We start from the raw sequence: 24484 nt of genomic DNA on the forward strand, positions 1-24484 counted from the left end.
CCGCACGAGCACACAGATGCGGCTAGCCGAGATCTCCAGCGATAAGTAGGGGGTACGTATGCAACGTAGGACTGCGCTTGCACTCACTGGCTTAGTTCTGATCTTGCTGCTTACTTCAGTAGTGGTTGAAGTGTATGTTCTCCCTCGAGAAATCCAGGAAGCGGTCGCTAACTTTCCGGAAGTTAGATCTTTGGCAATCCCTGGCCTTGTCTGGGGAATCAGCGCGATCTCATGTTGGCAAATAATTGCCTTGATGACGTTGCGGTTGATTTTTCTTACTCGCGCACGAGACTTCCGAGAATCCGCCTACAAGTGGGTACTTGCGATCGTCGGTGTCCTGCTCTTCTATGTTGCATTGGTCGTTGTCGCCACGGTGGTATTGCTCTCCATGGGGTACTCGACTCCAGCATTGCTCGTGCCCGTTTGTTTCGGCACTCTGGCCTTCATCGCTGCAATTGCTCTGATTGTATCTCCGGCCACAAATCATGCCCGAATAGTGGGGAGAAGTAGTAGTTCATCTTCTTCACCTAAAGTCTGAACAACGGGCTACTGGCATCAGCGATGCGCCGAACCTTCTTGCCCATGCAAACGAATGGCCCCAGCAAACTGGGGCCATTCGATCACGATAGCTTAGACATTTGGAAGCACCCTTGCTGTCATTGGTTTTTCGATGAAACCATCCGGGCCCACAAGAGTGGCCACGCGGCTTCCAAGAACGGTCTCTGCAACGGACATGAAGTCGAGGGTGCCCGCCCGGCAGGGAACCTTCTCGCCATCGATCTCCAATGTGGAATCGCGCAACTTGATGGCTGCGGCGCGGCGTTCGAACTTCTCCAACCGCTCGGGTAGGTCCCGTGCAGTCTTTCCCGAGGGAAGAATTTGACTGCCGCATGCAGTTACTAGGTGCTGGTAAAGAGCCGTCCCAGGGCCAACGATGTGCCGAACAACATCCCCATTTACAAAGGTCTTGATCGAAACCCGTACGCCCAAGTCGCTGCGGAAAGAATCGACATAAGAGACCTCAACGGTGTCCGTGGGATCAGTGTCTGTTCCTTGCCAGTTAACTCTGTCTAGCTTGAATCGGTCATTCACCATTAGACTCAACAGTGGAGTACCAAATTCGCTAAACCGTTCGTCATTGCTGCGCATACCCAGTAGGTTCACGGGAATTTTCTCCCTTTCGGCTTAGTAGCCGTACCAGCTGTCAGATGGACGCATTGAGCTGCAAACGAATCCAGCTGCGGTGACGACCGTTCCTTCAGAAACGTAGGCGTTGTAGGGTAGCCCCTTGAACGCAATTGCCTGCTGGTGGATCCAGCCGCTACCACCGAACCAGCCGCTCAGATTGTAAACCTGGTAACCATAACCTGAGGCGACTGCCACCTTCCATGTGTGCCTGGCAGATGGACCGAGCCACCAATTGATGGTGTACGTCGTGGTGAATGATTTGCCACTACCAACTAGTGATGAGGTCCCGCAGTTTCCGTCTGCAAACCGCGAATCCATGGTTGTGAATTCACCAGTTGATACTTCCGGTTCGGTACCTGGCCCATAGACTGCCCCTGTCATGTCCCCCTTCGGTGTGGACGCTGGGATCGAGTACTCGACACCCTGAGCATCCTTGCGAATGTCGTACCCGTTCGCCGCTGCAACCTTCTTGTCGAAACCGACGAACTTCATCTCCGACTTGGAAACCTCTACCGGCTCCAGTTCCACGGAATTTGCCTGAGCACCCCCAACTCCGAGCCCTAACGCAAGTACTGTGCATGCGGCTGCTGCCGATACTTTTTGCGTAAAACTATTCACAGTGAACCCCCATTTTGAAGTGCCGTAACCCCCATGGCTCCGGCACTTCGAACGTTATGCGTTGAAAGTCGCTGGCGATAGTCGTCATACACCAACCTTGATCTATTTGTGACAAACGAAGGGGGTCAGGTTGAAGTAAATGTTGGGCACAGGAGACAGCGCGTCGTGCCATGACCGCAGTGACAATCACCGACTGGGCAGGGGCATGATTGCCCAACCTTTCTGGCGCGTTCTCATGGGCTGTTGAAGGGCGCACCGGTTGACGACGGTCACTAGTCCAGAGAAGCTACACCCTCAGTGAGGTGGAAAGCATCATCACCGACCACGCCATGGCTACCGACAAAGCAAACACTGCCAGCGACGAGACGGAAACTTTCAGGGACGTGCGCCTGGAAGAGGAAGACGTGATCGCTGAGGAATCCGAATACGCCGAAGCAGGCTAATCCAAAAAGGGGAGAGGCGCCCCACCCATCATCGGGTGGGGCGATGCCCGGGCGAGGACAAACCCGGCCAGCCCACCCTTCCACCCAAACGGCCCTGCGCTAGCGCTCCGGACTGTGTACGGTGCCGGCCGCTCCCTGGCGGTCGCGTCCGTCCCCGCGATCTGCCTGCGGCGTTTTTTGCTGCTGTCCTACGGATTATGTGGCCCCGCTCCACCAGGTCAACAGCTGCGCTGCTGCGGCCCAGAAACTCCGGACGGCGCTCCTACGTCGCTTATTTCCTTGCCGGACTTTCTGTTTCCTTGCCCCTGCGGGGTTGACCCGGCTCCGTCGGGACCAAAGCAAGCAAGCTTGCCAGCAGGCAAAAAACAACGGGGGAGAGGGCCACTGCTGGACCACCACAGGCACCTCACCACCACCGCGAAAAGGGAGCAACCCATCATGAGCAAGACACCTATCTCCGTCACGTCCCCGGCCGACATCCTGGCCTACATCCCGCACACCCTCGGCTTCACCCCAGCGGATTCGTTCGTGTTCCTAACCCTGCGCGGCAAGCAGCTCGGCGCGACCCTGCGCATCGACGCACCCCAGCAGGACACAGACCCGGCACGGTTCGCCCAAGCGATCCTCGGCTACCTATCCAACGACGTCCACGCTGACGGCACCCTGCTCGTCGTCTACACCGACCGGGCCACCATCGACGGGACCAAACCCTACAGCGACCACGCCAACACCCTCGACGAGCTGCTAGGGACCGCCGGGATGCCCGTTAGGGACAGCTGGCTCGTCACCTCCACCGAGTGGATGACCTACTTCTGCGAAGACGCAGACTGCTGCACCCCGCACTCACTAGAAGAAATCACCGACAGCGTCCTCAGCGCTCACATGGTGTTCGAAGGCTCCACAACGACGCGGGAAACCGTCGCAAACCCCGACTTCACCGGAGACAACACGGACGTTGACCGGATCGCGGACATCATCACCAGCTGGGTGATCGAGGATCCCACCGACTGGACCACCCCAGTCATGACCGAGAACCAGGCACTGTGGCAGGAAACCCTCGGCGCTGAACCGGGCAAAGACACCACCCTGCAACTCATCGCGGCCCTGCACACTCCGGCACTGCGGGACCGGATCATGGCGGACACCATCAGCGACGACGATGACCTGGGCACCTTCGCTGACGTGTTCCTCGGCAAGTACGCAGGAGCACCGGACTGGAACCGTGTGGACGCCGTGCAGGAACTCATCATTGAACTGCTCCGGCACACCCCACCCGGAGCCCGCGCACCACTGTTCACGTTCCTCGGCTGGATCTACTGGTACAAAGGCCGGTCCTCCATCGCCGCCCAGTACCTCACCAGAGCCCGCGAGGCCGACCCCGCCAGCAAGCTCCCACAGTTACTCACCCAGCTCGTGAACACCGGCCAGCTCGCTGAATGCGTCAAACACGAGAAAACCGCCTACCACCGGTAAAGAAGCAATACGGGGCAGGGAACCAGGCAGGTTCCCTGCCCCCTGCTGTACAGGGCGCGGCGGCCTCCCCCGCTAGCGCTCCTCCGGCCGCATCCTGCACGACACCCAGGTGCACGATTTCAAACCCTCAGCGCGACGCCATCAGGGCTCATCCTCTTGAAGTGCTGACAGAGCAGACCGTACTGCAGCCTCTGAATTCGAAGTGTCCACGCGGAAGCGATCCCCGTCTGTTGTTGTATCCCATGGCTGGTAACAGAGACTTTGAACGGAGTCCCAAGTCGGTAAGTGTTGCCCAGGAATGTCTGGCACACGAGCGATCACGCGTTGCTCGTGCTCAGCGAGATCAGTGAGGTGCGTCTCGAAGATCGTCAAGCTTGCGCTGGCCTCGACAGCCAAGTTAGCCCACGCGGTTCGCGACTCAATAACAGGGCATACAGCATCAACTACGACTGATTGCCCTATCAGCAAGTTGGAGCGACTCACTTCAACTGCGACGGCATATCCTTCGGGACCCGTTACGGGCCCGTTGATTCGAGCGATGGCAGTCTCGATTGCATCTACGCGGATATAGCAAGCACCGATCCGCTGACTGATTGATCGCGCAAGTGTCGTCTTGCCCGTGCCCGGCAAGCCCGCAATAACAATCAATTTCGCAACGTCGTCGGTCATGCAATCGTTCTATCACGGTGCCGCTTCACCGGAGCCGCCTTGCTACTCGAATCGGCTGAGCTTCTCATCTGAATGCCACCAAGAACTGACCACTTAAGCCGAACCGTCAGCGTGCGGATAGGCACCTCACGACTAACCCGCTGCCCGCAAGCTGGGCCTCCTGGCGGTGAAGTTGGCTGCGGTCTACTTTGGGAAGTACCGCCAGAGGCCCTCTGTGAGAACGTCTACGGCATCATCGGTCACGCTGATGGCGGTCCGGTCGTCGATGGCGTAGGACGGGTGACGTATGCCGCCAGCCCATCTCTCTGCTGCCGCCAAAGAATTACCGGCTGCGCCATCGGGCGCGAGGTGCGGGCAGATTGAGAAGGGAACTACTCCCAGTGCGCTGTCGTCACCGGTCATCGACTTCCAGCCGACGAACTCTCGACCGATCTGCGGGGTCATCACCATGCTGCCAGCGCTCATCCCAACCCACACAGTTTCCGTCAGCGACGGGATCATGTCGACCAGTCCAGACTGCTGCATCCAGTGGTGGAGGTATAGGGCGTCACCGCCCGCAACCAGTAACACGTCGGCTTCGAGTAGAAGAGGCTTCCACCGCTCTTCATCGATGCTCGGCAGCGCGGTCAATTCCAGCACACCGACCGATTTCCATCCCAGGTCAACCATGGGATTCTCGGATTTTCCACTGATGAATTCCCATGCTTTGATGCCGGGGCCGACCCATGGGTGACCATATTGCGCGGTGGGAATGCACAGTGCGTTGGACTCGCTGATCGGCTTGCCGATCAGTGCTTCGAGTGCAGCGAAGATCGTTGGATTGGTGACGCCTGCCGACGTAAGGAGAAGCTTCACGGCGCCATCCTAGCGGCTGCGGCTCGTAGCACCGCGACTCGATCGGTCGGCGTTCACCGCGCCTAACTGCCACCGAGCGCTCGACCGACCATCAAAATGCGCGTAAAACCCGCACGATGAAAAGCCCCGTGAAGGCACGATAAGTGCAACACTGAAATGGTGAAGATCGGCTACGCGCGAGTCTCTACACACCAACAAGACCTCACCATCCAAAGGGAAGGCCTGGCCGCTCTCGGAGTAGAAGCGGACAACACTTACGTCGACCATGGGCTGACCGGCACCAACCGAGCGCGTCCCGGACTTCTCCAGGCATTGGCGGCAGTCCGGGCCGGTGACACGCTTGTCGTCACCAAACTTGACCGGCTTGCGCGGTCGTTACCCGACGCACGGGATATCGCGGATGAGCTTACGCGCAAGGGAGTGTCATTGAGCCTGGGCAGCAGTGTCTACGATCCGACTGATCCGGTGGGCCGCCTCATGTTCAACGTGCTCGGCATGGTCGCCGAGTTCGAGTCAGACCTGATTCGAGCCCGCACGCGCGAAGGCATGGCCGTGGCGAAAGCTAAAGGCCGGCTGCGGGGCAAGCCGCCCAAACTGTCTCTCACTCGCCGCCGTCACCTATACGAGCTGGTCGACGAAGACAAGTACACACAGATGGAACTGGCAGAGATATTCTCAGTCTCCCGGACAACTATTTATCGCGAGATCAAGAGACGCGCTGCGACCCTGAGATCCTGAACCATTAATCGCGTGTATCGGCTACTGAGAAGTAGGTGCATCGTCTACAGCTACGCCCTCCCGTCGCTCGAACCGATAGATTGGTTCCAGCTTAATCACTTCAATCCATTCCTGAAGGAGTTGCCGATGGGCGAGTATCCCGGTCCGTCTGCGTCCATTACGCGGCGCGTGGAATGGGTGGATACTGATGCTGCCGGTCACCATCATAATTCCGCCGTCGTCCGATGGGTGGAGGCTGCCGAAGCGCAGCTGATTCGTGAGCGCGGAATCAGCGGCTACTTCCCCTCTTCGCCGAGGGTTCAGCACGTGTTGAACTTCCGCGACAAGCTCTGGTTCGAGCAGGAAATCACGGCCACCGTGTGGGTCGAGCGGGTCGGAAGTTCCTCTCTCACACTTCGTTTCGAGATCGCCGGGCACCCCTGCGATCATTCCGACGGCGGCCCTGCAGCAGATGGCACAGTCACCACCGTTCATGTACCGGCAGGCGCGACACGATCCGCACCGTGGCCCGAAGCCATGCGCCAGGCGCTGGGCGGCTCCACCTAATGATCACTCATGAGGACGCGGGCCAAACGAGCGGGGAGAATATCCCGAATCCCGTAGTGCGCCACCAACAGTTGATCGTGACCCTCTTCGGCCTGTACTGCCGGACGCCCGGGAACAGTCTTCCGGTCGCCTCACTTGTCAGCCTGCTCGGGGACCTCGGCTACGACGCCCCGGGCGTGCGGTCCGCCGTGTCTCGCCTCAAAGCCAAAGGCATACTTCGCAGCACCCGTGCAGGGGGAGTGGCCGCATACAACCTTTCCGAGTCGCAGCAGACCATCTTCGCCGAAGGTGACCGGCGGATCTTCGCTGAGCAACGCGAAGATGGTGAGCACGACTGGCTGCTGGCCCTTTTCTCGGTTCCGGAAGCGCAACGGCACCTGCGGCACCGGCTTCGAACCATCCTCGCCGGGCTCGGGTTCGGCACGGTGACCTCCGGCGTGTGGATCGCTTCCGCCAGCATCGCCGAACGCGCCCGTGCCAACCTGGCCAGACACGAACTTGACCAGTTCGTCGAATTCTTCCGCGGCGACTACCTCTTCGCCGGCGATGTCCGCGACAAGGTTGCCACCTGGTGGAACCTAGAAGCGATCGACGCACTCATCGGCGAATTCCTCGACGTCTACAGCGGAGCCGACGTCGCATGGACCCAGCGGCTGGACCAAAACATGGCTCCGGGCCGAGAAACCGCGCACGACCACGAACCAGACGAAGAACTCTGCCGCGACGCCTTCCGTTACTACGTACCCATGCTAACGCTCTGGCGCAGGCTGCCCTACAGGGATCCGAACCTACCCCTTGAATACCTGCCCGAGTGGTGGCGGGAGCCTGAAGCGCGGCGGGTATTCAGCCGTACGCACCAGATCATCGCGCCACTGGCCGAACGGCACGCCGCCACCATCATCGCGCGGCACCGTTCATAACCGGGCTATGCCTGTCCAATGACGGCAATGCCCTGAATTTCGATGAGCGCTTCCTTCTGCCATAGACGGGATACACCGATCCCGGCCATTGAGGGGTACTCAGAGCCTGCCATCTCCCGCCAGATGCGGCCGATTTCGCGGCCGTTGGTCATATAGTCGTCGACATCCGTGAGGTAGATGGTCACGCTCACCAGATCCTGCGGGCGTCCGCCGGCCTCCTTGAGTGTGGCGAGCACATTGGAGAACGCCTGCCGGAACTGCTCCACTATCCCGCCCTGAACAATGTTCATGTCCTGGTCCAGCGCGGTCTGTCCGCCCAGGTACACCGTGTTGCCGGTCAGCGTGCCGTGTGCGTATCCGGAAGGCCTCGCCAATGACGCTGGATTGATGGTGCGTTTTGCGCTTGTGGGCTCTGCGGTCATGGGGGCCTCCTGGTGACAAATTTTCCGAAGGTGGTCTATTGCACATCCTGACGATCATGCTAAATTGATCATATGTTGCGACCGCAAAATTGTCGACATATAAGCATAAGCTGAAGGAGCATCATGAAGTTGGCTACCCTGCGAACGGGCGAGGGGACCACCGCCGCCGTCGCGGTTGATGCGGGGTTCCTGCCCCTTCAGGTGCGCGACATCGGAACTCTGATCGCTACTCCCGCCTGGCGGGAAGCCGTGGAGGCTGCGCTGGAAGCCCACGCAGCCGGTAACGGCCCGAATGTTGTGCCCGAGGCCAATGCCAACTTTGCACCAGCAGTCCTTCAACCCGGGAAAGTGATCTGCTGCGGACTGAACTACACCGACCACATCCTGGAAATGGGCCGCGAACTGCCCGCCCATCCCACGTTGTTCGCCAAGTTCGCCGACACCCTCACCGGGGCGCATGACACCATCACTGTCCGCGGCAGCGACAACGTGGACTGGGAAGCGGAACTGGCCGTCGTCGTCGGTAAAGAGTTGCGGCACGCCAGCGCATCCGAGGCATCCGAAGCCATCGCAGGGTACTGCGTAGCCAATGACGTCTCCATGCGCGACTGGCAGAACCGCACGCTGCAGTGGCTGCAGGGCAAGGCCTTCGACGCCAGCACTCCGATTGGTCCCGTCATCGTCACCGCGGACGAGTTCGAGGCAAACCCGAACTTCAGCGTCCGGGGGTATGTCAACGGCGAACTCGTGCAGTCGGGGGAGACCTCAACGCTGGTTTTCGGCGCGGACCAGCTCCTGGCGTACATCTCCGCCTTCGCCACCCTGCGTCCCGGGGACATTGTGCTCACCGGTACGCCAGGCGGTGTTGGGTCAGGCATGAAACCGCCACGGTTCCTGGTCAACGGAGACGTCCTCACCACAGAGATCGACGGTTTAGGCCGTCTTGAGAACACGATCACCCTCATACCGACCGCGGCGCCGTTGCCGCAGCCAGCCCCTGAACGTCAAGGAGAATCACTATGACCACTGCCAGCGAGTACATTTTGGAAGGCGACAACAGCCAGTACGCCAACGAGCAGGGCAACGTTGTTCCCGTGGTCACCCGCAGCGGCCAGGAAGACACGAACACAGCGCAGTCCGGTGACTGCGTGCGGGTTTCAGGCGTGTCCATCCAGCACACACCCGCCACCAAGCTCTGGTTTGGCCAGGTCTCCAACGTTCCCGGATACCGGTCGCTGCCGCACCACCACGCGGAAGCCGAGACCGGCGGCTACGTGTTGCGCGGACACGGCCGCATCTACTTCGGGGAAAACTACTCGGAGTACCTTGACATGAAAGCAGGGGACTGGGTTTTCGTTCCGCCCTTCATGCACCACATCGAGGCCAACATGTCCGTCACCGAGGAACTGGTGTGGCTCACGGCCCGCACCCCCGAAAACCTCGTAGTCAACCTGGAGGACGTCCCGGACGAAACCCTCGCCGACTACCGGAGGGCATGAGGATGCCCCCCGTCCTTGCGCCCGGCACGGCACATACGTTCCTGCGGGCCATCGAACTGACCCCGGTTGATGGCCCCACGGATCAGTCCTTCGAAGCAACCACCCAGTACGTCCCCTGGCCGAAGGCCTACGGCGGCGACATGGTTGCCCAGGCCACCGCTGCCATGCAGGCCACAGTGGGCGCCGACCGGGCGCTGCACTCCATGCACAGCTACTTCATGCGTCCCGTGGACATCGGTGCCACCGTTCGTTACGACGTCGAAATCCTGCGGGATGGCCGCGGCTACTCCACGCGCAGCGTGCGTGGCGTCCAGAACGGAAAGACGGCGTTCACCGCGCTTGGTTCCTTCCACGTCCAGGAGGACGGCCCGGAATTTCAGCAGTCGGCTCCGGAATCGGCCGATCCGCAGACGATGGATCCGGAGACGCTGCGCACTGCCGCGGAAGTGCTCGAGGGAACCACCGGTCCCGCCAGCGAGTACTGGTCTCATGGACGCAGCTTCGACATGCGTCACGTCCCGGAACCTCTCTATCTCACGTCGGACGCCGGGGCGGTACCCACCCAGGCGGTGTGGGTCAAGGCCTTCCAGGCCCTCCCCGACCTCGACGACGCCCAGGCCACCGCAGACCTGCATCGCACGGCACTGACCTACGTATGTGACTACACGATCCTTGAGACCCTGCTGCGCGTCCGTGGCTTGAACTGGTCCAGCCCCGGTCTGGCCACCGCCAGCCTGGATCACTCAATGTGGTTCCACCGTGACGGCCGTGTAGATGACTGGATCCTCTACGCCCAGGACGCCATTTCCGTGCAGCACAATCGCGGCCTGGCGATGGGCCGTTTCTACGACCGTTCCGGCCGGCTGCTGGCCACGGTTGCCCAAGAAGGCATGATCCGGGGCTAGTTCCCACTAGACATCCCGCTTACTCGGCTAACCGCGAAAGGATCGGCCATGCACCTCACGCCATCGGCCCACGTGGATACATTTACGCGCGACCACCTTCCCCCTGCGGATCTGTGGCCTACCCTGGAGTTCACGCTGCCGGAGCTGCAGTACCCGGATCGCCTCAATGCCGCCGCTGCCCTCATCGACGAATCGACGGCGAAATTCGGAGCCGGCAGGCCGGCCCTGCGCACCCCGGACGGCGAAGTGTGGACTTACGCCCAGCTGCTCGAGCGTTCCAACCAGATAGCCCGGGTGCTCACCGAAAACCACGGCATCGTTCCCGGTAACCGCGTGCTGCTGCGCGGACCGAACAATCCGTGGCTGGTCGCAGCGTGGCTGGGCGTGCTCAAAGCCGGCTCAGTGGTCGTCACCACCATGCCCATGCTGCGCGCCACGGAAGTCTCCACCCTCGTGCGTCTGACGCGGCCGGTTCTGGCAATCACGGATCACCGTTTCGCTGAGGAAATGGATGTGGCCGCAGCGAAGACCGCCTTGCCGGTGGTGCGCTACGGTTCCGGCGGGTCGTCGGATTTGGAGTCGGTGGCCGAAACCAAGCCGGGCACGTTCGAGAACGTTGCCACCGCAGCGGACGACGTCGCTCTCCTTGCCCCCACCTCGGGGACCACTGGCGTACCGAAAGTCACCATGCACTTTCACCGGGACATCTTGGCCAACGCCGACACTTTCGCGCGTCACGTGCTGACGCCGAGTCCCGAGGACGTGTTCGCGGGTTCGCCTCCACTGGCTTTCACGTTCGGGCTGGGCGGTCTGGTGGTTTTCCCGTTGTATTTCGGTGCCTCCGCATTGCTCACCGAGCGCGCGGGCCCGGTGGAGCTCGCCGAACGCGCAGCCGAAGCGGGCGCCACAGTCCTCTTTACCGCGCCCACCGCCTATCGCGCCATCATCAAGGAAGGCCGCGCCGACCTGCTCTCCCGATTGCGGATCGGCGTTTCGGCCGGCGAGAACCTGCCCAAGGAGACGTGGGAGGCGGTCGAGCGCGCCTCCGGTCTCAAACTGGTCAACGGCATCGGGGCCACCGAAATGCTGCACGTCTTCATCTCAGCCGCCGGCGATGACATCCATCCGGGCGCTGTCGGTGTTCCCGTCCCAGGGTTCCGGGCCGCCATCCTCGGCGACGATGACCAGGAGCTGCCCGACGGCGTCGCCGGACGGCTGGCTGTCATCGGCCCGGTAGGTTGCCGCTATCTCGACGACGAACGCCAGCACAACTACATCTGCAACGGATGGAACGTCACCGGCGACACCTTCCTCCGCGATGCCGAGGGCTACTACATCTACCAGGCGCGGTCAGACAACATGATCGTTTCCTCCGGATACAACATCGGCGCCCCCGAAGTGGAAGCGGCCATCGAACAGCACGAAGACGTGCTGGAGAACGCCGTCGTCGCCCGCCCCGACGAGGAGCGGGGCAGCGTGGTCTGTGCTTTCATCGTCCTGCGCGACGGCGTGGTGGGGGATGACGCGAAACGCAGAGAGATCCAGAACTTCGTGAAATCCAGTATCGCCCCCTACAAATACCCCCGCGACGTGCGATTCGTCGATGAACTGCCCCGCAACCCCAGCGGCAAACTGCAGCACTTCCGCCTCCGCGAGAAGCTGCAAGCCAATGCTGATACCGAAACCACCGGCGTGGAACTGGTCTAGAAAGGAATATTGGCATGAAGATCGCAATTGTGGGAGGCGGCCCGGGAGGGCTCTACTTTGCCGCGCTGATGAAGCAGCTTGACCCATCCCACGACATCACTCTCTGGGAGCGCAACGCCGCTACAGACACGTTTGGTTTCGGTGTGGTCTTCTCGGATGAGACCCTGGGCGGAATCGGTAACGCCGATCCCGTGGTGGCTGAATATATGTCGCGGAGATTCGCCCGCTGGGCCGATATTGACATCCACTATCGGGGTGAGAAGCTCACGGTCGGCGGCCAGGGTTTTGCTGCCATGAACCGTAAGGAGCTCCTCCAACTTCTCCAGCATCGCTCAGTGGAGCTCGGCGTCGACGTCCGCTTCTCCGCCATTGCGCCGCCCATTGAGGAACTGGAGGCTGGCTACGATCTGGTACTCGCCTCCGACGGCGCGAACTCGCAGATCCGCACCGCCTACGCCAAGGACTTCCGTCCCTCGCTGGATGTTCGCCCCAACAAGTTCATGTGGTTGGGCACAGACCAGGTTTTTGAGGCCTTCAAGTTCTTCGTCAAGGACACCGAGTACGGAACCATGCAGGTCCACGGCTATCCGTATTCAGAGACCGGGTCCACCTTCATCGTTGAAATGCATGAGGACGTCTGGAAAGCCGCAGGCTTCGGCGCCACAACCAACACAGTATTCCCGCCCGGGGTTTCGGACGAGCTGGCAGTAGCGAAGATCCGGGACCTCCTGTCGGAGGAACTGGACGGCTACGAGGTGCTGGCGAACAACTCCAAGTGGCTGAACTTCAGCACCGTTCGCAATGAGAGTTGGCGCAAGGACAACGTGGTGCTGCTCGGCGACGCAGCGCATACCGCACATTTCTCCATCGGCTCCGGAACCAAACTGGCTATGGAAGACGCACTCGCCCTGGCCGCCTGCCTGCACGAACACAGGGACCTTGACGCGGCTTTGGAAGCGTACGAGACCGAGCGGCGCCCCGTCGTCGAATCCACCCAGCGTGCAGCGCAAGCTTCCCTGGAGTGGTTCGAGACCATTGGCCAGTACGGCAAACAGGATCCAGTGCAGTTCGCCTTCAACCTGCTCACGCGCTCACGCCGCATCACCCAGGAGAACCTGCGCCTTCGTGACCCGGAGTTCGCGCACAGGGTGGAGGAACACTTCGCGGTCAGTCAGGGGCTGGAACAGGTCATCCCCGCCATGTTCCAGCCACACACCATCGGCGGCCTGACTCTGAAGAACCGCATTGTGGTTTCCCCCATGGACATGTACTCAGCGGTCGACGGCGTTCCCACTGACTTTCACCTGGTCCACCTTGGCTCAAAGGCCGTGGGCGGCGCTGGCCTGGTCATGACGGAAATGGTGTGCGTCTCACCAGAGGGGCGGATCACGCCCGGCTGTAGCGGCCTGTACAACGAGGAACAGCTCGAGGCATGGCGTCGAGTGGCCGACTTTGTGCACACGCGGTCCAGCGCAAAGCTTGGCATCCAAATTGGTCACTCGGGACGAAAAGGATCAACCCGCCTGATGTGGGAGGGAATCGATCAGCCGCTCCTGGAAAACAACTGGGAAACACTGGCACCCTCCGCCCTGCCGTACTCACCGGATAATGCTGCACCGAAGGAGATCGACAGGACTGATATGGATCAGGTGGTCGCTGACTTTGTCGCTGCTGCCCAACGGGCCGACGCTGCCGGGTTTGACCTCCTCGAGATCCACGCGGCTCATGGCTACCTCCTGTCCTCCTTCCTGTCTCCGCTGGCCAACCAGCGGACTGATGAATACGGCGGAAGCCTGGAAAACCGGCTGCGCTTCCCGCTGGAAGTGTTCGACGCCGTCCGCACCGCCTGGCCCGCCGACAAACCCATGACGGTCCGCATCTCCGCCACGGACTGGGTTGACGGCGGAAACACAGCTGACGACGCCGTCGAAATTGCCCGTGCGTTAATTGGCCACGGCGCTTCGGGGATCGACGTGTCCACCGGTCAGGTTGCCTCCGAGGAGAAGCCGGCTTTCGGGCGCAGCTACCAGACGCCCTTCGCGGATCGCATCCGCCAGGAAGTTGCAGCCCCCGCCGGTGCCACCGTGATCGCAGTTGGCGCGATCTCCACCTACGATGACGCGAACTCCATCCTGCTGGCCGGACGGGCCGATCTGATTGCGCTGGGCCGCACGCACCTCTACGACCCGCAATGGACACTTCACGCCGCAGCCGAGCAGGAGTATCAGGGCGAGGGAGCCCGCTGGATTGAACAGTTCCGGGCCGGACGGCGCAAACCCCCCAGCGCCCGCACCGACGCAGTGAGGCCGCGGTTGTCGCTGCTGCGCGAGGCCGACCCGGAAACTGATCCGCACCTCCGCTGGCGCCCAAAAGCGGTTGCCAAAGCACAATAACGTTGCCTACAGAGAAGGAGGGATCCCCGCTACGGCGGGGATCCCTCCTTCTCTGCGAGCGTTGTATGTCGGCGAACTCAGCCCACACCCAGCAGGCTGTGGGCTAGTTGTTCGTCACGTCGGAAATCAACGACTGAACTTTCGTGGACAATTTCGCCCTTACGCATGATCGCCAACCGGTCTGACACCGTGAACGCCAGATGGAGGTTTTGCTCCACGATCAGAATCGCCATGCCCGTATCTGTCAGGTCAAGGATGATCTCGCCAACCTGTTCAACCACTTTTGGGGCAAGGCCGTCGGATGGCTCGTCGAGGAGCATCAGTTTCGGCGAACCGAGCAGTGCCCGGCCGATCGCGAGCATCTGCTGTTCACCACCGGAAAGCTGCGAACCCAGGTTCGTTCGGCGCTCCCGCAGCCTGGGCATGAGATCGTAGACCCGCTCGATCGTCCAGTCGCCCGAACGCTTCCGCAGCGCGATCTCCAGGTTCTCCTCCACGGTCAAGGGTGCAAACACGCGCCGCCCCTGAGGAACAATTCCCACACCGGCCTGCGACACCACGTGCGGGGGTTTGGCGGTGACATCCTTGCCGTCAATCCGCACATGACCATCCATGGCCGTGACCATCCCCATGACCGTTTCAATCAAGGTCGTCTTGCCCGCACCATTGCGCCCCAACAGGGCAACAGCCTCCCCGGAACCGACGGTCAGGGACACACCATCCAGCACCCGGCTGCCCGCGTAACCAGCCGCCAGGTCCTCGACCTCGAGCAGCTGGTGGGCGTTCATGATGCGGCTCCGAAGAGAGCTTCGTTGCTGGATGTTCCCAGGTACGCTTCCTGGACGGCGTCGTTGGTACGGATCTCTTCCGGTGTCCCGTCAGCTATCAGCTTTCCAGCAGCAAGCACGCTGACACGCTCGGCCAGGCGGAAGACAATATCCAGATCATGTTCGACGACGACCACGGTGACCTTTCGGGGGAGTGATTCCACAATCTCTGCGAAACGGTTGGTCTCAGCCACTGACATTCCCGCCGTTGGTTCATCGAACAGAACCATCCGCGGTTCACAGGCCAATACCATGGCCACCTCCACCTGACGGCGCTCGCCGTGCGAGAGCGCCCCGCACAATGCGGAGGGGCGGCTCAAAAGGCCCACGCTCTCCAGATGTGTCATTGCCGCATCGGTGACGGCACGGTCCCGGCGGCGGCTCGGCCAGGGCCGTTTCGGCTGGCTGGTCGAGCGTTCCACCGCGAGGCCGACGTTGTCCAGCACACTCATCCCAAGGAAGAGGCTGGAGTGTTGGAAAGTACGGACGAGACCGTTTCGGGCGCGCTCCGCCTCACTCAACGCCGTCACATCCTGGCCATTGAAGAAAATCTGCCCACTGGTGGCACGAAGGCGCCCGGCCAGAACGCCGAAAAGTGTTGATTTTCCGGCACCATTGGGGCCGATGAGCGCGTGACGTGCGCCCTCGTCCACCCGCAGGGTTACCCGGTCCACGGCAGTGAGTGAGCCGAAGGAGAGGGTGAGATCACGGATATCGAGGATGGACGTGTCCGTGGTTGTCATGAATCACTCGACTTTCGTCGTAAGGAACGCCCCTTGATGCCTGCAACACCCCGGGGAAGAACATAGACGGCAATAACGAAAACCACACCGAGCAGAAGCGTTCCGCGACCCTCAATGTAGCCACCGAGCCAGTCGCGGACAAAGATCACCAGGCCTGCTCCGATTACCGGCCCCCAGAGGCTGCCCGCTCCACCAAGAACAACACTGAGAAGTGCGAAAGCGGCCATGTCGAAGCCCAAATCTCCGGGCGAGATGAACTGTGTCTGCGCTACCCAGGCGGTTCCGGCTGCGCCGGCGACGCCACCGGCAATCGTGTAGGCAATGAGCTTGACCGAGTACGTATTCTGTCCCAGGGCGCGCAGCCGGAGTTCACCGTCGCGAACGCCGCGCATCGAGCGGCCCAGCGGGGAGCGGTTGAGAATCACGGCAGCGCAGAAGCCGATGACAAACACGGCCAGAACCCACCAGTAGAGGTATCCGGGAACAGTCAGTGGTTCGCCGCCGGGCAGCACGCTGACTGGTGGGATGCCGGCCAGACCATTACTCGCACCTACCACGGAAAGGGAATCGACGCCGATGTGGGCCAACTCGCCGATGGCGAGGGTGATCATGAGGAACACGATGCCCGCGGTTCTTACGGCGACGGCTCCCGTCAGCAGTGCAAGCGCGGCCCCGGCCAGTGTTCCGATGAGCAACTGCACCAGGCCGCTGGAGGAGAGATGTATACCGACCAGCCCGGCCGTGTAGGCGCCGGCACCAAAGTAGGCAACCTGCCCGAGCGAGGGCATCCCCATGACACCGGTGAGCAGATCAACGCTGACCACCAGCAGGCCGAAGGCCAGCGCCCGCCCTGCAAGGCTGAGCGGATACGGTGCGAGGAAGAACGGGAGGGCCACCAGAATCAGAAGGATGACGACGGCGACGAACAGCCGGAACGCCGGCCGCGGCGCGCCGGTGTTGAAGAGTTTCGTCGTGCCGGGCTGATCTGCGGTCAGGCCGGAGAGTGTGTTCGTCGCGCTCATACGTGCGCTCCCTTTCGAGCTGGCAATAGGCCCTGCGGCCTGAACAGGAGAACCGCGGCGAGTGCTGCAAAGAGCAGGAAGGACGCGAACTCGTTGACCACGGACACGCCGATCGTCTGCACCTGTCCCACCACGAGTGCGCCGAGCAGTGCACCGCGCAGCGAGCCGAGGCCGCCGATCACGACGATGACGAGAGCGAGGAGGAGGATCTGATCGTCCAGTCCCGGTTGTGCACCGAGGATGGGTGCTGCGAGCAGACCTCCGACGGCGGCCAGTGCCGCGCCGCCGCCGAAGACGAGGGCAAGCACCACTTTGGTGCGGATTCCGATGGCTTCGACCATGGCACGGTCTGCCACGGTCGCCCGCACTATTGCACCGGCACGGGTGCGTTCAAGCACGATGTAGAGCACGACCGCCACGACGATTCCGGCCGCTACCATTGCGAGCCGGTACACCGGATAGGGGTTACCCATGAGGCTGACCGTGCTGGAGAGGAACTCGGGGACGGGAACGGACCGTACCTCCGGGCCAAACACCTCCTGGAGGAGCTCAGCAACGATGAGCGCCATGCCCAGGGTGAGCAACGCCTGCCGCAGGTGGTTTCTCACGGGCGAGACCATCGTCGCCAGTACCCCACCGGCCGCGAATCCCACGGCGGCAGCGATTGCCATGGCCAGGAAAAACATCCCCGTTGTGGGCGCGGCGCCGTACATCGCCACGCCCACGTAAGCGCCCATCAGTGACACGGCGCCATGCGCCAGATTCAACACGTCCATGGTCCCGAAGACCAGTGACAGCCCGACGGCGATCAGGAACAGTACTGCGCCCAGCGCCAGGCCGTTGAGGATGGTTGCGGTGTTCGCATCGAACCATGCCAGCATCGGAATTTGTCCTTTAGTCCTGGATTTCGCGGAGAACCACGTTCGAGAGCTTGCCATCGACTTCCTGCACTTCACGCAGGTAGTAGTTCTGGTCCGGGTCGTGGTTTTCGTTGAAGCTCCACGACCCACGCGGGCTGTTTTCGAACTCGCCGACCTCCGACAATGCTGCGGCAATGCCGGGGCCGTCAACGGAATCGGCAGCCTCCAGTGCGGCTTCGATCGCAGCTGCAGCGTCATAGGACTGCATGGCATAGACAGTGGGAACTTCGTCATACGCTGCGACGTAGGCTTCCACGAACTTGTTGTTGACTTCGGAATCGATCGTCGGGCTGTAATTCAGCGACGTCTGGATGCCGAGAGCTGCCTCGCCCTGCGCCTGCAGCACATCGCCCTCGACAATGAAGCCGTTCCCGTAGAGCTGTGCTTCTTCAGCCAGGCCGAAGGTGGAGTACTGCTGGACAAAGTTGGCAGCTTCGGAGCCCGCGTAGAACGCGAAAACGGCTGATGCCCCGGAGCTGCGGATCTTGCTGAGGTAGGGCTGCCAGTCACTCGTGGAGCCAAACGGTGTGAAGGTTTCTCCAGCTACCTTGCCGCCGGCGGCTTCGAACTGTTCCTTGAACCCGTTGACGTGCTCCTGCCCGGCGGCGTAGTCGGCTGCGATGAGATAAACGGAACCATCTCCAACCTCTTCGGCCACGTGTTTGCCAATAGCGCCGCTTACCTCGCTGTTGGTGTAGGAGGTGCGCCAGATGTACGGGGACGGCTCGGCGGTGATGTCATCGGCGCCTGCATTGGCGATGATCAGCGGGATCTCTGCCTGCACGAACGTATCCCGGAGGCCCAGAGCGGTGGCGGAGCTGACAATGCCGGTAACGACGTCGGCCTGCTCCTGTTGGATCAGACGGGAAACGGCGGGAATGGCTGTCTGCGGCCCTTCACCGGTATCAGCGCTGACCACCTCGATGTCGTAACCGCTTAGTTTGTTGTCCGCCTGTTCCAGGTACAGCTCGAAGCCCTGCGTCATGTCCTCACCAAGGCCGGCGTAGACGCCTGACTGGGGAACGGCCAGACCTACGGTAACGGTGTCGGTGGAGCCAGTAGCGCCGTCGTCGCCCTCTGCGTTGCCGAGGCTTCCGCCTCCACATGCCGTGAGCATCATCAGGGTGAGGGAGCCAGCCATAACGGCGGTAGTGCGGCGCGCCGTGCGGCCACCCCGGAAGAAGATTTCAGACATGGTTTATATCCCTTCTGGGCACACGGTGCGCGTGCGGGTGGTGAGTGAGATCACACTGAGCAGTCTTACGCTGAACAGCATCGCATAATCAAGATACGTATACAACAGGATTTACGACCGTAATCAAACAGTGATACCGGTCAAACGTATGCCATGGCAGGGCGCACCGAGCAGCGCGCTCAGCAGGCCTGCCGGGAGCTGCGCCGGAGCGATCGCGAGTGTTTGTGCAAAAGGCACGCAACAGAAGCGTTGCGTTATTGCCGAGTCAGCGGATTACCGCGTACCAGATGAGCAGCATCGTCACGAAGAACCCGGTGACATAGTTCAGCCACAGGAACCGTTCCCAACCGCGGTGGGCGAGCTCGGCGCCGTCGTCCTCCAGGGAAGCAAAGGGGACGATATTGACCACATACAGCAGAACCAGGAAGGAGGCCAGCGGTCCAGGCCACGGGGTGAAGAGCAGGAGAGCACCGCTGACCAGATAGGAGGCGATGGCAAACCTCACGGTCGCCCGGCCACCGGTCACCGTCGCAATGGAAGCAATACCCCCGGCCCGGTCTGCGACGACGTCCTGCACCGCACCGAACGCCTGGCTCGCCACGCCCCACAGGAAAAACGAGGCCAGCAGTGCCCACAGCGCCGGCGTGAACTCGGCCTGCGCCAGCACCAGCCCATAGACCGCCGGGCTGACAAAGTGCGTGCTCGAGGTGATTGAGTCCAGGAAGGGACGTTCCTTGAAGCGGAGCTTGGGCGCGCTGTACGCGATCACCGCGAAGACGCTGACGGCCAGCACCAGCCAAGACAACGGCCCGCCCAAAAGAACCAGCGCAGCGAGGAACGGCACGTTCGTGGCGATCGCCGCGCGAAGGGTGATCGCGTGCATGGTCCGGTCAAGCACGGCCCCTTCCACACCCCCCTTGCGGGGATTGCGGAGGTCCGACTCGTAGTCGAACACGTCATTGATCCCGTACATCGCCAGGTTATAGGGGATGAGGAAGTAGAGGGTTCCAATCATCCAGGCGAGGTCGATCTGCCCGGCGGTCAACAGGTAGGCGGCCGCAAACGGGAACGCAGTGTTTACCCAGGACAGCGGGCGCGAGGACACCAGCAGGGTGCGGAGAGTCTTCATGGCTGCCGCTTCCCAGCCCGTTTACCCAGCAGAATCCACAGCGCGGGCAGCAGGAGCACGGCCGCCACGGGATAGGCGAAGTCTTCAATCGGAGCGAACCCGATGTAGACGCCGGAGATCAGCTCCTCGGAGTAACTGAAGAGCCCGAACGCAATCATCATGCTGTCGAACACGGCGGTCAAAACCAGTACGACGACGGCGGCAGCACCTGCCGCAGCGAGCGCAGTCCTGCGCCTGCCGCCTTTCAATGCAGCCGCGGCCAGACCGCCGACAACGAGCGCCGGAAGAAGGAACACGGCGTTGAGAGCCCAGTAGGTCACGATTGCCCTCCCGGCTCGTCCGACAGTTCCCGTGCAGCTAAGGAACTGCCGCTGCGCTCCCCGAAGATGCGCCGGAACCACAGGAACAGGTTCATGACCAGGTAACACAGGAAGGCGAGGAAGATCGGTTCCTCCAGGGGCAACTCGGGCGCGAGCATCACTCCCGTCATCGCTGCGGTACCCCGGTAGAAGATCCCCAGCGCGATCCCGGCGAGGTCCCACATGAGGAAGAACAGCACTCCCGTGACAAGAACGGCAGCGGCCCGGCGGGCGTCGTGCCAGAAGAACAGGCGCAGACGTTGGTCGAGAAGCACCATGCAGCCCAATGAAACCAGGAGGAACAGCAGGTAGGCAGCGCCCATCAGTTGACCGTGGTTTCGCGGACCTTGCCGGCCCCCAGCGGCACGGGAAGCGGACCGGTGCTCAAATCCCGGCGCAGCCGCTTGATCACCAGTTCGGCGCTGATCAGGCACATCGGGATCCCGATCCCGGGGATGGTGGAACCGCCCGCGTAGTAGAGGCCCTGGACCTTGCGGCTGATGTTGCCCGCCCGGAAGAACGCGCTTTGCTGCAGCGTGTGGGCAGGGCCCAACGATGTGCCCTTCCACGAGTGGTAGTCGCGCTCGAAGTCCGCCGGGCCGTAGCTGCGCCGGAGTACAATGCGGTCCGCGAGGTCCGGGATGCCTGCCCACTCGCTCAGCTGTTGGATAACAGCATCAGCGACGCGCTCGATGCGCTCGCCGCCCGCACCTCCCAGGCTGGGATCCGCCGGGATCGGGACCAGGACAAAGACGTTCTCGTGTCCCTCCGGAGCCACGGTGGGATCCGTGGCGCTGGGCTTACACACATACATGGACGCGGGAGTGGGAATGAAAGGAGTCCGTCCGAAGATCGCGCGGAAGTTCTCCTCCCAGTTCCCGGTGAACAGCAGTGTGTGGTGCTGCAGTTCCGGCAGCCCGCCGCGGACGCCCAGGTAGAGCAGCAGGGCGCTGGGCCCGGCGGTGCTGCGGTTCCAGTACCGCTGCGGGTAGGTCTGCAGCTCGCGAGGGAGCAGCGTGGTTTCGGTGTGGTGGAGATCAGCTGCGGAGACGACGACGTCGGCCGCGATGGTGCGCTCCCTCCCGTCAGCGGAGCGGTAGCTCACCCCACGGACGGCCGCGGGTCGCTTGCGGGAGGCCGTCGCAGTGGTCTCGATCGCGGTGACCTCGGCGCTCGTGGTGATGGTGACGCCGGCATTCCGGGCCAGGCCGTCCAGCGCGTCCACCAGCCGGGTGAACCCGCCCATGGGGTAGAGCACGCCGTCGTCGAGGTCCAGGTGGCTCATCAGGTGGTACATGCTGGGCGCGGTGAACGGGGAGGTCCCGAGGAACACTGCAGGGTACTCGAGGATCTGCTGCAGGCGCGGGTCGCTCACATAGCGGCGGGCGTAGTTGTGGAGCGGTTCCAGCAGCAGCCGGCCGAGCCGCGGCAGGCGCCCGAGCACGTCCGGTGTCAACAGCGAAGTGAACGATTCGAAGGTGGAGTAGAGAAACCGGCGCGTGGCCATGGTGTAGGTGTCCGCAGCGGAATCAAGGTACTGCTCCAGCCTTGCGCCGGCACCCGGTTCGAGCCGCTCGAAGAGCTCCACCACCCGGTGCCGCTCGGCGGGGACATCGACGGGTTCCGGATACCCCTCGGACAGGAGCCGGTAGCCCGGATCGAGTTTCACGAGGTCCAACTGCTCATCGGCCGAGGTGCCCAGCAGCCGGAAGTAGTGGTCGATCACCTCGGGCATGAGGTACCAGGAGGGCCCGGCGTCAAACCGGAAGCCGTCCTCGCTCCAGGAGCCGGCCCTGCCGCCCACGGCGTCCTGCTTTTCCAGCACGGTGACGGAGTGGCCTTCGGTGGCCAGCAGCGCTGCGGTTGCCAGTCCGCTGATGCCGCCACCGATGACGACGACAGCGCGTCCGGACGGTGTGCGTGCTTTCACTGCGCCTCCACGCGGGACGAATCCGGCCTGGAGGGTTCCAGTCCGCGCTTGCCGGTGAGGACAGCGGCCGCGATGCGCAGCTTCACCGTGTTGGGCACGCTGATCCGCGTGCGCATCAGTTCTGAGGCAGGAGTCACGCGGATGCGCGCGGCCAGTTCGGCGAAGAGTTCCTGTGCCAGGGCCACGGCCCGTCGGCTGGACGGGGGTAACCCGCGAAGCACGGCACGGGATTCGCTCAGATCGTGTTCGATGTCAGCAAGCAACCGTTCCTTGTGCGCCTCATCGAAGTAGTCGGGGGAGACTTCCGGGAAGTAGCTGCGGCCAAGCGACTCGAAATCCTCGGCGAGGTCCCGAAGGAAGTTGACCTTCTGGAAGGCTGCGCCGAGGTGCCGGGCGCCGCGCTCGAGCTTCTTCGTTTCCGTGGCGCTCACCGCGTGCCCGTCGAGGAAGCACTTCAGGCACATCAGCCCGACTACTTCCGCGGATCCGTAGACGTACACGGCGAAGGACTCAGGGGTGTGTTCCGCCTGCTCCAGGTCCGCGCGCATGGAGGCAAAGAATGGGCGAGTGAGGTCAGTGCCGATCCCGGTGCGGCGGGCGGTATGGGCAAAAGCGTGGACCACCAGGTTGGTGCTGTACCCGGTATCCAGTGCGCGTTCCGTTTCGCGTTCGAAGTCGTCAAGCTGGCGCCGGGTGTCCTCAGGAGTCAATCCCGCGGCGGAGGTGACGCCGTCGACAATTTCATCAGCAACCCGCACCAGCGCGTACACGGACTCCACCTGCCGGCGCACGCTGCCCTCGAACAGCCGTGAAGCCAACCCGAAGGAGGTCGAGTAGGAGCGCAGCACTACGGCGGAGGACTTCAGTGCAGCAGCCGTGTAGTCAGCAAGCGCATCGCGGTCCCGGCTCACGCCCGAACCCTTTCGCTGACGACATCGGAGATGGGCGCCAGACCGTCACGCAGGGCCTGCGGCACATACGGTTCCACGAGGGCCTGCAGCGCGCGTTCGGTCAGGTCGGCGGCGAGACGGGTGGCCTGGTCACGCGCCCCCGATTCGATCAGCAGCTCTCGGACCTCCGCCGCTCCGGTCGCGGTCAGGTCCGGATCCGCCAGCAGGGCCGCGATCCGGGGCCACTGCGGCTGGGCCGCCGCATAGGAGATCAGTGCAGTACGTTTACCCTCGCGCAGGTCACTCCAGCCGACTTTGCCCGTGCGGCTCTCATCGCCGAAGACGCCGATCAGGTCATCAGCCACCTGGTACGCAATCCCGATGCAGCGGCCAAACTCTCCCAGCGCGTTCACCAGCAGGTCATCGCCGCCGGCAAGCACCGCACCGGCCTGCAGCGGCGCTTCGAAGGAGTACACAGCAGTTTTCAGCCGCGCCATGTCGAGCACTTCCTCAACAGGCTGCGGCGTTGGATCAAAAGGAGCTAGCACATCAAGTAGTTCGCCGGCCGCGGACGCAAAGATGGCTTCGTCGAGAAGATCTCCCAAGCGCTGCCGGGTAGCGAGGTCTGTGTCCACCTCGCCGAGCAGCCGGTAGGCGTTGGACAGCGCCAAATCACCGGCAATCACTCCCACGGACAGCCCGGCGTGCTCGGCGCGCGAGGGACTGCTTCCCTGTGCAGCCGCGAGGTTGCGGTACGTCCCTGACACGTTGGGGATTCCGCGGCGGGCAAAGTCCCGGTCCACGACGTCGTCATGCACAATCAGCGAGGTGTGGAGGAGTTCGAAGGATGCAGCGACGGTGGCCGCGGTGGTCCTTTCAGTGCCGCCCAGCAGGCTGTAGACAGTCATTACGAGGCGGGGGCGGAACCGCTTGCCTCCCACGGTGCACGTTTCGAGGTGCTCCCACATGGTGCGGTAATCGGGGTGCATCGCTTCGGCGCGTGATTTGGACCGGGCGAAGAAGGACGTCAGGACGTCATCCACCAGCTGGCTGTCGGTGGATCCAGCCAGTGTGATCTCCTTGTCCATAGGTA

General features: G+C 62.3%; 27 protein-coding genes. 11 read left to right on the forward strand and 16 right to left on the reverse strand.

Translation table 11 applies throughout. The annotated features are described in order from the left end of the window. Positions 1–121: 121 nt before the first annotated feature. On the forward strand, positions 122–538 hold the full coding sequence (locus ASH00_RS16630; protein ID WP_157359018.1) for a hypothetical protein: 417 nt from the start codon (positions 122–124) through the stop codon (positions 536–538). A gap of 92 nt (positions 539–630) precedes the next feature. Here the strand turns inward: ASH00_RS16630 and ASH00_RS16635 are convergent, their stop codons facing one another. Next, positions 631–1149, reverse strand: a complete 519-nt coding sequence (locus tag ASH00_RS16635; protein ID WP_157359019.1) for a hypothetical protein — start codon at positions 1147–1149, stop codon at positions 631–633. A gap of 36 nt (positions 1150–1185) precedes the next feature. Continuing rightward, on the reverse strand, positions 1186–1716 hold the full coding sequence (locus tag ASH00_RS06785; RefSeq protein WP_056546191.1) for a hypothetical protein: 531 nt from the start codon (positions 1714–1716) through the stop codon (positions 1186–1188). Positions 1717–2108: 392 nt separating this feature from the next. Between ASH00_RS06785 and ASH00_RS16640 the strand changes: the two genes are divergently transcribed. Both ASH00_RS16640 and ASH00_RS06790 read left to right on the forward strand, forming a co-directional pair. After that, positions 2109–2249: a hypothetical protein gene (locus tag ASH00_RS16640; RefSeq protein WP_157359020.1), complete on the forward strand. Its 141-nt coding sequence runs from the start codon at positions 2109–2111 to the stop codon at positions 2247–2249. Positions 2250–2687: 438 nt separating this feature from the next. After that, on the forward strand, positions 2688–3722 hold the full coding sequence (locus tag ASH00_RS06790) for a DUF4192 domain-containing protein (RefSeq protein ID WP_056546193.1): 1035 nt from the start codon (positions 2688–2690) through the stop codon (positions 3720–3722). A 141-nt stretch (positions 3723–3863) separates the two neighbouring features. On the opposite strand, the gene ASH00_RS06795 is transcribed toward ASH00_RS06790, so the two are convergent. After that, complete coding sequence (locus tag ASH00_RS06795) at positions 3864–4391, reverse strand: AAA family ATPase (protein ID WP_056546195.1); 528 nt, start codon at positions 4389–4391, stop codon at positions 3864–3866. Between the two features lie 183 nt (positions 4392–4574). Continuing rightward, a complete protein-coding gene (locus ASH00_RS06800) occupies positions 4575–5246 on the reverse strand; it encodes a Type 1 glutamine amidotransferase-like domain-containing protein (RefSeq protein WP_056546197.1) in 672 nt (223 codons plus the stop codon). Between the two features lie 159 nt (positions 5247–5405). On the opposite strand from ASH00_RS06800, the gene ASH00_RS06805 reads away from it, so the two are divergent. The 3 genes from ASH00_RS06805 to ASH00_RS06815 all read left to right on the forward strand — a co-directional run bounded on the left by ASH00_RS06805 (position 5406) and on the right by ASH00_RS06815 (position 7450). Continuing rightward, positions 5406–5984: a recombinase family protein gene (locus ASH00_RS06805; RefSeq protein ID WP_056546803.1), complete on the forward strand. Its 579-nt coding sequence runs from the start codon at positions 5406–5408 to the stop codon at positions 5982–5984. 126 nt (positions 5985–6110) lie between these two features. Next, entirely contained in the window at positions 6111–6530 is a 420-nt protein-coding gene (locus tag ASH00_RS06810) for an acyl-CoA thioesterase (protein ID WP_056546199.1), read from the forward strand. Continuing rightward, positions 6530–7450: a PaaX family transcriptional regulator gene (locus ASH00_RS06815; protein ID WP_056546201.1), complete on the forward strand. Its 921-nt coding sequence runs from the start codon at positions 6530–6532 to the stop codon at positions 7448–7450. The genes ASH00_RS06810 and ASH00_RS06815 overlap by 1 nt, the downstream gene beginning before the upstream one ends. 5 nt (positions 7451–7455) lie before the next feature. On the opposite strand, the gene ASH00_RS06820 is transcribed toward ASH00_RS06815, so the two are convergent. Then, the gene (locus tag ASH00_RS06820; protein WP_056546203.1) at positions 7456–7872 is read right to left on the reverse strand and encodes a RidA family protein; all 417 of its coding nucleotides are present in this window, start codon (positions 7870–7872) and stop codon (positions 7456–7458) included. 123 nt (positions 7873–7995) lie between these two features. Between ASH00_RS06820 and ASH00_RS06825 the strand changes: the two genes are divergently transcribed. The 5 genes from ASH00_RS06825 to ASH00_RS06845 are packed head-to-tail and all read left to right on the forward strand — an operon-like array spanning position 7996 to position 14376. Continuing rightward, the gene (locus ASH00_RS06825; RefSeq protein ID WP_056546204.1) at positions 7996–8895 is read left to right on the forward strand and encodes a fumarylacetoacetate hydrolase family protein; all 900 of its coding nucleotides are present in this window, start codon (positions 7996–7998) and stop codon (positions 8893–8895) included. Continuing rightward, positions 8892–9371, forward strand: a complete 480-nt coding sequence (locus ASH00_RS06830; RefSeq protein ID WP_056546206.1) for a cupin domain-containing protein — start codon at positions 8892–8894, stop codon at positions 9369–9371. The genes ASH00_RS06825 and ASH00_RS06830 overlap by 4 nt, the downstream gene beginning before the upstream one ends. Next, complete coding sequence (locus ASH00_RS06835) at positions 9368–10276, forward strand: acyl-CoA thioesterase (RefSeq protein ID WP_157359021.1); 909 nt, start codon at positions 9368–9370, stop codon at positions 10274–10276. The genes ASH00_RS06830 and ASH00_RS06835 overlap by 4 nt, the downstream gene beginning before the upstream one ends. 48 nt (positions 10277–10324) lie before the next feature. Further along, positions 10325–11983, forward strand: a complete 1659-nt coding sequence (locus ASH00_RS06840; RefSeq protein WP_056546210.1) for an AMP-binding protein — start codon at positions 10325–10327, stop codon at positions 11981–11983. 14 nt (positions 11984–11997) lie between these two features. Then, entirely contained in the window at positions 11998–14376 is a 2379-nt protein-coding gene (locus ASH00_RS06845) for a bifunctional salicylyl-CoA 5-hydroxylase/oxidoreductase (protein WP_056546213.1), read from the forward strand. A gap of 77 nt (positions 14377–14453) precedes the next feature. Here ASH00_RS06845 and ASH00_RS06850 read toward each other — a convergent pair whose 3' ends face one another. From ASH00_RS06850 to ASH00_RS06900, 11 genes are all read right to left on the reverse strand, one after another. Next, positions 14454–15164 carry an ABC transporter ATP-binding protein gene (locus ASH00_RS06850; protein WP_157359022.1) on the reverse strand — a complete coding sequence of 237 codons (711 nt, stop codon included), beginning with the start codon at positions 15162–15164 and terminating at the stop codon, positions 14454–14456. After that, positions 15161–15946, reverse strand: coding sequence for an ABC transporter ATP-binding protein (locus ASH00_RS06855; protein ID WP_056546215.1), 786 nt, complete (start codon positions 15944–15946; stop codon positions 15161–15163). The genes ASH00_RS06850 and ASH00_RS06855 overlap by 4 nt, the downstream gene beginning before the upstream one ends. After that, positions 15943–16968: a branched-chain amino acid ABC transporter permease gene (locus tag ASH00_RS06860; RefSeq protein WP_056546217.1), complete on the reverse strand. Its 1026-nt coding sequence runs from the start codon at positions 16966–16968 to the stop codon at positions 15943–15945. The genes ASH00_RS06855 and ASH00_RS06860 overlap by 4 nt, the downstream gene beginning before the upstream one ends. Beyond that, on the reverse strand, positions 16965–17849 hold the full coding sequence (locus ASH00_RS06865) for a branched-chain amino acid ABC transporter permease (RefSeq protein WP_056546219.1): 885 nt from the start codon (positions 17847–17849) through the stop codon (positions 16965–16967). Before ASH00_RS06865 ends, ASH00_RS06860 begins: the two co-directional genes overlap by 4 nt. Positions 17850–17862: 13 nt before the next feature. Continuing rightward, the gene (locus ASH00_RS06870) at positions 17863–19083 is read right to left on the reverse strand and encodes an ABC transporter substrate-binding protein (protein ID WP_056546221.1); all 1221 of its coding nucleotides are present in this window, start codon (positions 19081–19083) and stop codon (positions 17863–17865) included. 265 nt (positions 19084–19348) lie between these two features. Further along, entirely contained in the window at positions 19349–20212 is an 864-nt protein-coding gene (locus ASH00_RS06875) for a prenyltransferase (protein WP_056546223.1), read from the reverse strand. After that, positions 20209–20532 (reverse strand): lycopene cyclase domain-containing protein, encoded by a 324-nt coding sequence (locus tag ASH00_RS06880; RefSeq protein WP_056546225.1) that lies wholly within the window; start codon positions 20530–20532, stop codon positions 20209–20211. The genes ASH00_RS06875 and ASH00_RS06880 overlap by 4 nt, the downstream gene beginning before the upstream one ends. Beyond that, entirely contained in the window at positions 20529–20894 is a 366-nt protein-coding gene (locus ASH00_RS06885) for a lycopene cyclase domain-containing protein (protein ID WP_056546227.1), read from the reverse strand. The genes ASH00_RS06880 and ASH00_RS06885 overlap by 4 nt, the downstream gene beginning before the upstream one ends. Then, entirely contained in the window at positions 20894–22501 is a 1608-nt protein-coding gene (gene crtI / locus ASH00_RS06890) for a phytoene desaturase family protein (protein WP_056546229.1), read from the reverse strand. Before crtI ends, ASH00_RS06885 begins: the two co-directional genes overlap by 1 nt. Further along, positions 22498–23412 carry a phytoene/squalene synthase family protein gene (locus tag ASH00_RS06895; protein ID WP_056546231.1) on the reverse strand — a complete coding sequence of 305 codons (915 nt, stop codon included), beginning with the start codon at positions 23410–23412 and terminating at the stop codon, positions 22498–22500. The genes crtI and ASH00_RS06895 overlap by 4 nt, the downstream gene beginning before the upstream one ends. Further along, a complete protein-coding gene (locus tag ASH00_RS06900) occupies positions 23409–24479 on the reverse strand; it encodes a polyprenyl synthetase family protein (RefSeq protein WP_235563182.1) in 1071 nt (356 codons plus the stop codon). Before ASH00_RS06900 ends, ASH00_RS06895 begins: the two co-directional genes overlap by 4 nt. Between the last annotated feature and the right edge of the window lie 5 nt (positions 24480–24484).

Source organism: Arthrobacter sp. Soil782 (genome assembly GCF_001428435.1).
In the GTDB taxonomy this organism is placed as follows: Bacteria; Actinomycetota; Actinomycetes; order Actinomycetales; family Micrococcaceae; genus Arthrobacter_D; species Arthrobacter_D parietis.

Bases quoted from the DNA above. Each gene is read 5' to 3' on its own strand.
- ASH00_RS16635 (WP_157359019.1), bottom strand. From the start codon at position 1,149: ATGCGCAGCAATGACGAACGGTTTAGCGAATTTGGTACTCCACTGTTG.
- ASH00_RS06790 (WP_056546193.1), top strand. From the start codon at position 2,688: ATGAGCAAGACACCTATCTCCGTCACGTCCCCGGCCGACATCCTGGCC.
- ASH00_RS06795 (WP_056546195.1), bottom strand. From the start codon at position 4,391: ATGACCGACGACGTTGCGAAATTGATTGTTATTGCGGGCTTGCCGGGC.
- ASH00_RS06810 (WP_056546199.1), top strand. From the start codon at position 6,111: ATGGGCGAGTATCCCGGTCCGTCTGCGTCCATTACGCGGCGCGTGGAA.
- ASH00_RS06815 (WP_056546201.1), top strand. From the start codon at position 6,530: ATGATCACTCATGAGGACGCGGGCCAAACGAGCGGGGAGAATATCCCG.
- ASH00_RS06820 (WP_056546203.1), bottom strand. From the start codon at position 7,872: ATGACCGCAGAGCCCACAAGCGCAAAACGCACCATCAATCCAGCGTCA.
- ASH00_RS06825 (WP_056546204.1), top strand. From the start codon at position 7,996: ATGAAGTTGGCTACCCTGCGAACGGGCGAGGGGACCACCGCCGCCGTC.
- ASH00_RS06830 (WP_056546206.1), top strand. From the start codon at position 8,892: ATGACCACTGCCAGCGAGTACATTTTGGAAGGCGACAACAGCCAGTAC.
- ASH00_RS06835 (WP_157359021.1), top strand. From the start codon at position 9,368: ATGAGGATGCCCCCCGTCCTTGCGCCCGGCACGGCACATACGTTCCTG.
- ASH00_RS06840 (WP_056546210.1), top strand. From the start codon at position 10,325: ATGCACCTCACGCCATCGGCCCACGTGGATACATTTACGCGCGACCAC.
- ASH00_RS06845 (WP_056546213.1), top strand. From the start codon at position 11,998: ATGAAGATCGCAATTGTGGGAGGCGGCCCGGGAGGGCTCTACTTTGCC.
- ASH00_RS06850 (WP_157359022.1), bottom strand. From the start codon at position 15,164: ATGAACGCCCACCAGCTGCTCGAGGTCGAGGACCTGGCGGCTGGTTAC.
- ASH00_RS06855 (WP_056546215.1), bottom strand. From the start codon at position 15,946: ATGACAACCACGGACACGTCCATCCTCGATATCCGTGATCTCACCCTC.
- ASH00_RS06860 (WP_056546217.1), bottom strand. From the start codon at position 16,968: ATGAGCGCGACGAACACACTCTCCGGCCTGACCGCAGATCAGCCCGGC.
- ASH00_RS06865 (WP_056546219.1), bottom strand. From the start codon at position 17,849: ATGCTGGCATGGTTCGATGCGAACACCGCAACCATCCTCAACGGCCTG.
- ASH00_RS06870 (WP_056546221.1), bottom strand. From the start codon at position 19,083: ATGTCTGAAATCTTCTTCCGGGGTGGCCGCACGGCGCGCCGCACTACC.
- ASH00_RS06875 (WP_056546223.1), bottom strand. From the start codon at position 20,212: ATGAAGACTCTCCGCACCCTGCTGGTGTCCTCGCGCCCGCTGTCCTGG.
- ASH00_RS06885 (WP_056546227.1), bottom strand. From the start codon at position 20,894: ATGGGCGCTGCCTACCTGCTGTTCCTCCTGGTTTCATTGGGCTGCATG.
- ASH00_RS06900 (WP_235563182.1), bottom strand. From the start codon at position 24,479: ATGGACAAGGAGATCACACTGGCTGGATCCACCGACAGCCAGCTGGTG.